This is a genomic window from Haliea sp. (assembly GCF_040222615.1).
GTDB lineage: Bacteria > Pseudomonadota > Gammaproteobacteria > Pseudomonadales > Halieaceae > Haliea.
Genome location: NZ_JAVKCQ010000072.1, coordinates 1 through 8079 on the forward strand (window position 1 = coordinate 1; position 8079 = coordinate 8079).

At 60.4% G+C, this 8079-nt stretch carries 7 protein-coding genes; 3 read left to right on the top strand and 4 right to left on the bottom strand.

Going from position 1 to position 8079, the window contains the following annotated elements:
* Positions 1-2168: CocE/NonD family hydrolase (locus RJQ10_RS06575; protein ID WP_350144849.1), on the bottom strand; the 2168-nt coding region annotated here is incomplete at its 3' end.
* A gap of 258 nt (positions 2169-2426) precedes the next feature.
* On the opposite strand from RJQ10_RS06575, the gene RJQ10_RS06580 reads away from it, so the two are divergent.
* The gene (locus RJQ10_RS06580; RefSeq protein ID WP_350144859.1) at positions 2427-3914 is read left to right on the top strand and encodes an amidohydrolase family protein; all 1488 of its coding nucleotides are present in this window, start codon (positions 2427-2429) and stop codon (positions 3912-3914) included.
* A 3-nt stretch (positions 3915-3917) separates the two neighbouring features.
* Positions 3918-5315 carry an amidohydrolase family protein gene (locus tag RJQ10_RS06585; protein ID WP_350144851.1) on the top strand — a complete coding sequence of 466 codons (1398 nt, stop codon included), beginning with the start codon at positions 3918-3920 and terminating at the stop codon, positions 5313-5315.
* A gap of 42 nt (positions 5316-5357) precedes the next feature.
* Here the strand turns inward: RJQ10_RS06585 and RJQ10_RS06590 are convergent, their stop codons facing one another.
* From RJQ10_RS06590 to RJQ10_RS06600, 3 genes are all read right to left on the bottom strand, one after another.
* On the bottom strand, positions 5358-6023 hold the full coding sequence (locus tag RJQ10_RS06590) for a VOC family protein (RefSeq protein ID WP_350144861.1): 666 nt from the start codon (positions 6021-6023) through the stop codon (positions 5358-5360).
* Positions 6024-6170: 147 nt separating this feature from the next.
* Complete coding sequence (locus RJQ10_RS06595; protein WP_350144853.1) at positions 6171-7181, bottom strand: zinc-binding dehydrogenase; 1011 nt, start codon at positions 7179-7181, stop codon at positions 6171-6173.
* 115 nt (positions 7182-7296) lie between these two features.
* The gene (locus tag RJQ10_RS06600) at positions 7297-7530 is read right to left on the bottom strand and encodes a helix-turn-helix transcriptional regulator (protein ID WP_350144855.1); all 234 of its coding nucleotides are present in this window, start codon (positions 7528-7530) and stop codon (positions 7297-7299) included.
* A gap of 306 nt (positions 7531-7836) precedes the next feature.
* Here RJQ10_RS06600 and RJQ10_RS06605 point away from each other — a divergent pair, with 306 nt between their 5' ends.
* Positions 7837-8031 carry a hypothetical protein gene (locus RJQ10_RS06605; RefSeq protein WP_350144857.1) on the top strand — a complete coding sequence of 65 codons (195 nt, stop codon included), beginning with the start codon at positions 7837-7839 and terminating at the stop codon, positions 8029-8031.
* The last annotated feature ends 48 nt before the right edge of the window (positions 8032-8079 follow it).

An 8079-nucleotide genomic window follows, 5' to 3' on the forward strand; every position in this document is an offset into this window, starting at 1 on the left:
TGGGGATACTCCTGATGAGGTCGATGCCAGACCAGCGGCTTTGATGCCTCCATTGGCAGGACAAATGAGGTATGCTTCTGCGGCCCCCAGTGAACACGGTAAATTGGCGGTTTCTGGGCAACTTCCCCGAAATTGTCTGCATCGGCCCCGGCAATGGAGAGACGGATCCGGTGCCCGGCAGCGAATCGATAGGCCACGGGAAGCAATCCGACTTCGATCGGCACCGCTTGCCCCAGCGGCATGGGTTCGAAATCGCGGCGCAGATGTGAGCGCACCGGTGAGTAGTCCTTGTAGTGCGGGGGAGAGTCCACCCGGCGATTGCCCAGGCGGAGGGAACCCTCCGTCACGTAGCGCACGGAACCATCGGGTGCAACGTCTTCGAGATAAATGATCAACGCACCGTCAGGTTCGGACGACTCCAGCTGGATCTGGAGTCTGGGATGTCCTGCGATCTCCAGCGCTTGCAGCAAGGGTAGCGACGTGAAATTGGCGAGCCGCTCGCTGCGGTCCTCGCGATCGTCGTAGCCCGTGGGCAGGCCGGTACCCGGCACACGGACCAGTGATGCCCAGCGGGAGGCGGGTCCGCTCGTCTCGCCGGGGTTAACGGCATGTTCGCGGATGTCCGCTACCAGAGGTACCGATTCGCCCAGCATGCCGTCCTCCAAGTACAGGCGATATTCCGCCGTCGAGGGCGGCCAGGACTGGCTAGCATGCCACTGTCCTCCACACAGCATGTAATAGCGGATCCTCGGCTGTTGTTCATAACCGTTCGCCAGGCCGCGCAGGTAGTAATCGAAGAATGGCAGAGTGAAGCTGCTGCGGTTTCCGCGCCTTGCGTTGGGCCGGTATTTGCAGGGATCGATGGTGGTTGCCGGACCGTGATCCCACGGACCAATCACCAGGTCAAGATCGGGATTGTCGCTGTTGGCAAGCTTCTTGAAGGCACTCGCCTGGTAGGCGCCATCAAGCCAGCCGCTGACCAGCAGCAGGGGAGTTCGGTTCTGCCGCAATGCCGGCAGGTACGCGGCCGGCGAGCCGTCGAATATTGTTCGCCCGGCGAGACGGTCGTCCCGAAACTCAACGACCTCCAGTCCGTCCGAAAAGTCGTAGTTGAGGCGGTGCTGTGCGATGGCGGCCTCGAGCAGCCGCGAGCCTTCGGGGCCGTCGACAGGCCGCACACCGCCCCAGGCGAGGCGGCCCAGCCAGCCAACGCCGGGCGGCGGTTCGTTGCGATCCAGGTCGCGCAGCATCTGGCCCCAGGCGGTTGTGATGTGTACGTTCTCCAGGCCGCCGGGGAATGCTGCATCGTCGTAGGCATCGAACAGACTGTACTGTGCAGCGATTGCCTTGACGGCCGGATGGTCCTGCAACATCAGTAGCTCTGCGGCGGTGCCTCCGTAGGAGACACCCTCCGCGCCGACGACGCCGTTCGACCAGGATTGCGAAACTACCCAGTCGACGATGAGGGGGTAGTCCTGGATTTCGCGCTCTGAGAATTCCTTGGGCCGGGTCCCGAAAGACGCACCCGCCCCCCTGACATCGACCACAACCACCGCGTAACCTGCGTCCAGCAGTCGCTGAGTATTCCCGCTCTCGGTGGAGAAGAGGAGATTGAAGGGGAATCGCAGGCGGGAGGCGCGGTGATAACGGGTGAACGTGATGATGCCTGGCCGTGGGTCGCCGTCAAAGCCTCGTGGCAGGCGGTAGTCGACCGCGAGCCGGGTACCGTCGTCCATTTCCACGTAGACGGATAGATTGTCGATGGGTGTCAGCGTGTTGCGGATGCTACCGAAGGAGAGGGTGGCGACCACGATCACCGCAAGCGCCACTGGTACTGCAAGCAGCCAGCTCTTACGGCGCGCGGCGGCGAAGGCCACCGCCGCGAGCAGCATCGCGCCTGCTGTAAGCACCACGGTCATCACTTCCACTGCAGACAAGGCTATCGAGCCGGCTCGGACCAGCGCGGCCATCACGGCGATCATCCATACCAGGAGCGTACTGAGGAGTCCGCTACGGCGACCCAGCAATGCCAAGGCCGCGGCGAGCGGGAAAGCCGCCTGCAGGTACCGGGTTGGGCCGCCGGTGCTGACTGCATCGAATGCCAACCAGCCGGCGACAGCGACAAGTGCCACGCCGGAAAGTGCCTGGGCCGCCGAATGATTTCGCAATATGCCTCCTGTTGCCATCGTATCTGGTTACGCTTGCCTGTCCGCCGATTCCGGGAGCGGGGTGTGACGATCATCGTTACGCCATAGTAACCCGCATACGCAAGGTACAGCGATGTGCGCGAAGGCGTCCCATTGTTGCCAGGGGACGAGCTGCGGACGCCCCGGACTGATTTTTCGTCGCTCCGCACAAGTTGTACCTTGGGGTGGCAGATAGGATATGTTTGTGCTGTTTGCGGATGGGGGACGGAGATGACTGACATGTTGGCTCAGAGAATTCCTTGGGGAGCGGGTCGTTTTTGCCGGGCGTTCATCGCCGCCGTCTGCGTGATGGCCGGTCACGCGGCGACCGCCGCGGTGTATGAGCTAGTGATCCAGGGCGGCCGGGTGATCGATCCGGAGACAGGGCTCGACGCGGTCATGAATGTCGGAATAAACGGCTCGAGCATTCAGGCCGTGTCGGCCGAACACCTCGACGGACAGTCCGTCATTGATGCGGACGGTCTCGTCATCGCGCCCGGGTTCATCGACCTCCATGTTCACAGCCAGACTGAGGAGGGGTACCGCCTCATGGTCCAGGACGGTGTCACCTCCGCGTTCGAGATCGAGGTGGGGACCGCCGATGTGGATGAATGGTATGCTCAGCGAAGCGGGGGGCAGTACCTAAACCATGGCGTCGGAGCGGGCCACATCAAGGCTCGAATGATCGTCATGGACGACCCTGCAGAGTCGCTCCCCACCGGGCCTGGAGCGTGGGAGGCAGCGACACAGGCGGAGATCGACGAGATGATCTCCCTGCTGTCGGAAGCGTTGGAGCGGGGAGCGGTCGCCGTTGGCATGGGCCTCGAGTACACTCCCGCCGCGTCTGACCGGGAGGTTCTGCAGGTCATGGAGCTCGCCGCACTGCATAATGCCAGTGTACATGTGCATCTGGACGCAGGCCTTGAGGGTTTGGACCGGGCGATTGCGCTGGCAGCGAGAGCCGGCGCGTCCCTGCACGTTGTCCACGTGACCTCCGCCGCCAAGTCCCTGATCAACCAGTATCTCGCGCGTATCGAATCGGCACGTGATGCGGGGCTGGACGTTACCACTGAGACCTACCCCTACGGTGCGGGCATGACCCGCATTGAATCGGCCAAATTCAGCAACTGGGAGTCCTGGCCCGACGAAGAGTTCGGGAAGTTCCAGTGGGCGGAGACCGGCGAGTGGCTCACCCGCGAGAGCTTCGGTGCGAGGCGCAGCGAGGGCGGGATTATCATTCATCATGCCCGCACGGAGTCGATGACCCGCACGGCGGTCACGCACCCTTTGACCATGATCGCGAGTGACGGGTTTATCGAAAGTGGAACCGGGCATCCCAGGGTTTCCGGTTCTTTCTCCCGGGTGCTTGGGCGTTATGTCAGAGAAGAGGGCCGACTGACGCTACCCGCCGCGCTGGCGAAAATGACTATAGAGCCTGCGCGCCGTCTCGAAGCCCGGGTGCCGGCGATGAGAATGAAGGGGCGGGTACAGGTGGGAGCGGATGCGGACCTGACGATATTCGATCCGCAGGCGGTTATCGACCGTTCAACTTATGATGAGCCGGCGCGAACGTCCGCGGGCATCGAATACGTGATCGTCGGTGGTCGGCCGGTTATCCGCAAAGGAAAACTCATCGAGGATGCCCGTTTCGGCAAGGGTATCCGGGCTCCAGCGCCAGACGCAACGGTTGGCTCACCAACGCCGCTGGAACTCACACAGAGGAATTAATACATGTTCCGAATTACTGCTAGTTATTGCTTTGCAATCTTATTGTTCACCGCATTTAACGTACACGCCGACTCTATTCTCTTGTCGAATGTCCATATTGTCGATGTGGTGAAAGGCACTGTACAAAAGCAGCAGGACATATATATTCGCGATGGCAATATTTTGGAGATCAGCCCACACGATGCTGCCAGTGGACAAGCAGATGCCCATGCAGACCTGAGAGTCATTGACTATAGCGGTAAGTTCGTGATCCCCGGTCTTTGGGATATGCACGTTCACCCAGATACGACTGACGACCTCGAACTCATGGTTATCAACGGAGTGCTGGGTGCCAGAAGCTTGATGGGTGAGGCAAAACACCTGAAGTGGCGCGCAGAGGTTGCGTTGGGACAGCGAATCGGCCCAAGGCTTTTTCTCGCTGGTCCTATTGTCGAAGGACATCCCCCAGAAGGCATGGAGGGCTTGATTACGACGAAGGGACGTCGGCTTATTTCCACCGAAGAAGAGGGAGTCCAGGAGGCCAGAGCACAATATCAGGCCGGTTTTGACTACATCAAGGTTTACAACAACCTGCCGATACCGGCGTACCGTGGACTCATTGAAGAGGGCCAGCGGCTGGGCATCCCGGTTCTCGGGCACGTTCCTATTGAGGTAGGGCTGGACAATGCGTTGCGTTGGGGGCAGATCGGAATTGAGCATCTGAGAGGGTCGATTCAGTTACTTGTAGATGACAACGCACCGGAGAAACCCGGCAATGATCTACGCTCGAGGATGCTCGCCTGGCAGTATGTTAATGAAGCGCACATGAGCGATCTTGTAGAGTTGACTTCCCGTTACGATGTATATCATTGCCCTACGGTAGTCGCCCGATTGTTCTTTTCTCCATCACCACGTGTCCAAGAATACTTGTCCCGACCTGAGTCTCTCTTCATTCAGCCCCGCTGGCGTGGCATTCTGGAAGACCGTGCGGGGACCAAATGGCTAAGTAATTTCAGCGAGGCAGACTTTGAGTCCGCGGCGGCGGGTTTCAAGATGATGGACGCCTATATTCGTGCTTTACACGGGGCCGGCGTGCCAATACTGGCGGGTACCGATATGGGGCCATGGGGCTTCTCACTGCACGATGAACTGGTCGGGCTAGTGCAGGCGGGGTTGAGTATTCCAGATGTCTTGCGCTCGGCGACTATTCACGCGGCACGTTTCTCTGGAGTCGACGGGAAGGTGGGTGAAATAAAGACCGGAGCCATTGCGGATCTTGTCATATTGGATGCCAACCCACTTGCTGACATCCGCAATACCCGAGAGATTCACGCAGTCATGCAAGGTGGCCGAATTATGGACCGGAATACATTGGACAAGCGCCTGGAAATTCTTGAATCAGCGCAGCGGCTGCAAAATTAGGTTAAACGCGCAACGAGGATCGCGGTACATCTCGGGCGATCGTTAGCTCAGGGAAGGCATACGGTATCCCGGCCCCGCGATAGTGTGCCGGTGACCAGCGAGTACCAGTTCAAGATGCTGCTGCCAGCTTGCACGAGTCTCGCAATGAACAACGGTGTCCCGCAACCCGACGCGCGACAGTATCTCAGCGAGTCGTGATGCGGCAGGCCCGCTGAACGTCAACGACGCTATCTCGCCCGCGGGATCCCGCTTGCCAGGGTGCAGAGTTTCGTCTCCCCAGTCGAGGAAAAAAGGCAGCTGGCTTCCCAATTCGTCATCCAACGTCATCAACATCGACCATTCCAGTGTCTTGCCGTCGCTGGTCTGTCGGATTCCCGCCAGTATCTCGCTACAGGCAACGCCACAGGTTGCCAGCGTATCCTGTATTGTCGGCAGATCGCTTGACCGCAGCGCCCACCAGCAGAATGCCGGTGCAGTCAGTTTTTCGCTCTCATCACGGCCCACCGAGCGTGCAGCTTGTGCGGAATCGGGTGCGAGCAGCTCCAGGTAGGCCTCGCCGGACAGGGGCAAAAGAGCGTTGCGTGTGCCGCGCCGGGGATGGGATCCACCGTGTCGGGGGGAAGCGCAGGTGGTGGTTTCGAACCACTGAATCGCGTCAGCAAGCGACGGGCAGCCAATCAGGACGTGGTCTATTTCGCAGGAAGGCATCACGAGACCGCATACTGACGCCGATCTGGCGATCTGCGGGCGTCATCGGCCAGCAGTGCGTCCCATTGCGCTGACAGCGCCTTTCGATCCACCTTATCCTGGCGTAGGTACTCCCGCCGGTTGGCAAAGGCAACGTTCATCCGCGACTCACGGTTGCAGCAGGATCTTGCCGAAGACCTCGCGGTCCTCCAGCATGCGCTCGGCCTCGTCGGCCTCGCTTATGGGCAGTATCTTCTCCACTACGGGATCGAGCCTGCCTTCGGCAATGAGTGCCACCAGTGCTTCAAGGTCGCCGCGCTGCCAGCCGTCCGACCCCAGCATCTGGTGCTCGTAGCTCCACCAGTAGCGAGCGTCGATCTGCAGGTCATAGCCTGCCGTTGCCCCACAGGTGAGGATGCGGCCGCCCTTGCCAACGCAGCGTTGCGTGTCGAACATCGTGTCGCCGCCGGTGAAGTTCACGGCCACATTGACCCCGCCACTGCCATCCAGCCTCGGCTTGCCGAACACGGATTTCACGCCCTCCCGGAAAGGGGACTCGTTGTAGTTGTGCACGTGGTCGGCACCGATCTCCCGCAGTCGCTGCAGTTTGTGTTCGCTGCTGGCACAGGCGAGCACCTCGCAACCCAGCAGTTTGGCTATCTGCACGCAAGCCACGCCGACGCCACCGCTGGCGCCGAGCACCAGGACCTTTTCACCGGCACTTACTTTGCCAATGGTGACCATCATGCGCCAGGCGGTGCCGTAGGCCAGCGGCAGGCTGGCGGCGGCGTCAAAACTGACACTGTCGGGCAATTCGATGAGATTTCCTGCCGGCACAGCCACCTGCTCGGCCCGACCGCCGTCGACGGTCTCGCCGATCATGTGGGGTTTACCGTCCTGAAAGTAAATCGGGTCCACAAGTACGCGCTTGCCTTGCCACTGAGGATCGACGCCGGCGCCAAGGGTCACAACGGTACCGGCAATGTCCGAGCCGACGATGACCGGCAGGTCCAGCTGTATGCCGGGCATGCCCCGGCGGGTGAAGACGTCGTGGAAGTTGACGGCGCAGGCAACCACATTGATAACAACCTGGCCGCTACCGGCTGATGGGTCCGGGTAGTCTTCGTGGTAGTGCAACACGGAACGGTCGCCGTGGGCGGTGGTGAGAGTCGCTTTCATGGGCTATCCTGCAGTCGGGATATTGTTGAATGCTTGCTGATGCCGGCAGGTTACTATTGCCTTGAAATGGCTGCTACATATAGCGGTTGAAAGGCTGTTGCCCACTCTCTGCCGTTCAGGCGAGGCAGCGGAGTGCCTGCGGTGTCTTGCCGTAGTGCTTGCGTATGGCTTGCGTGAAGCTGGCGGGAAAGCTGTAGCCTACTCGATAGCCAATTTCCGAAATGGACAGGTCAGTGTTCTCGATCAACATCAGGCCCGTTTCCATCCGTAGTTGGATAATGAACGCCTGGACGGTTTTCCCGAACAACTCTCGGAATCCAAGCTTGATCTTCGTCGTATTGATACCCACTAGGCGCGACAGCTCCTGGATGGACGGGGGGTTGCGTAACTGGCTTCGAGCACACGGCGCGCCTCATGGAGGCGCGAGACATCGCGTTGGGTGACGCGATTGGCGCCGGTATTGGGTGCCGTCCAGGGCCCGGGCGCCTAGCCCGCCGATGTGGTTGACTGAAACCAATTGCCGGTGGTTCGCGCTGCTGCAATTCATTAATAGTTTCAACTTCTGGCAATAGTCTGGAGGCAGACGCGGGCGCGGAAACTTTCTAAGATGCATCTCTCGTTACTACTTGGCGCCGCTGTGACAGGAGAGGATACGATGGATTGGATTGATCGACCCCTGGGCCCCATGCGCATCCGTGCATGGGGACTGTTGGCCAACATGGGCGCCAATGCGACCGCGCTGTACGGCCTGCAGCAGGTGCTTCGCGACGGCAGCGGGCAGGTAACGCTGGCGGTCGGAGTCATCCTGTCGCTGGTGCTCATTGCCCTGATTGCGGTACCGTCGCGATGAGCCTGCCTCGTAGCTGGTTAATACACTGCTGCTTTACGGCCGCGCTGC

Bases quoted from the DNA above. Each gene is read 5' to 3' on its own strand.
- RJQ10_RS06580 (WP_350144859.1), top strand. From the start codon at position 2,427: ATGTTGGCTCAGAGAATTCCTTGGGGAGCGGGTCGTTTTTGCCGGGCG.
- RJQ10_RS06585 (WP_350144851.1), top strand. From the start codon at position 3,918: ATGTTCCGAATTACTGCTAGTTATTGCTTTGCAATCTTATTGTTCACC.
- RJQ10_RS06590 (WP_350144861.1), bottom strand. From the start codon at position 6,023: ATGCCTTCCTGCGAAATAGACCACGTCCTGATTGGCTGCCCGTCGCTT.
- RJQ10_RS06595 (WP_350144853.1), bottom strand. From the start codon at position 7,181: ATGAAAGCGACTCTCACCACCGCCCACGGCGACCGTTCCGTGTTGCAC.
- RJQ10_RS06605 (WP_350144857.1), top strand. From the start codon at position 7,837: ATGGATTGGATTGATCGACCCCTGGGCCCCATGCGCATCCGTGCATGG.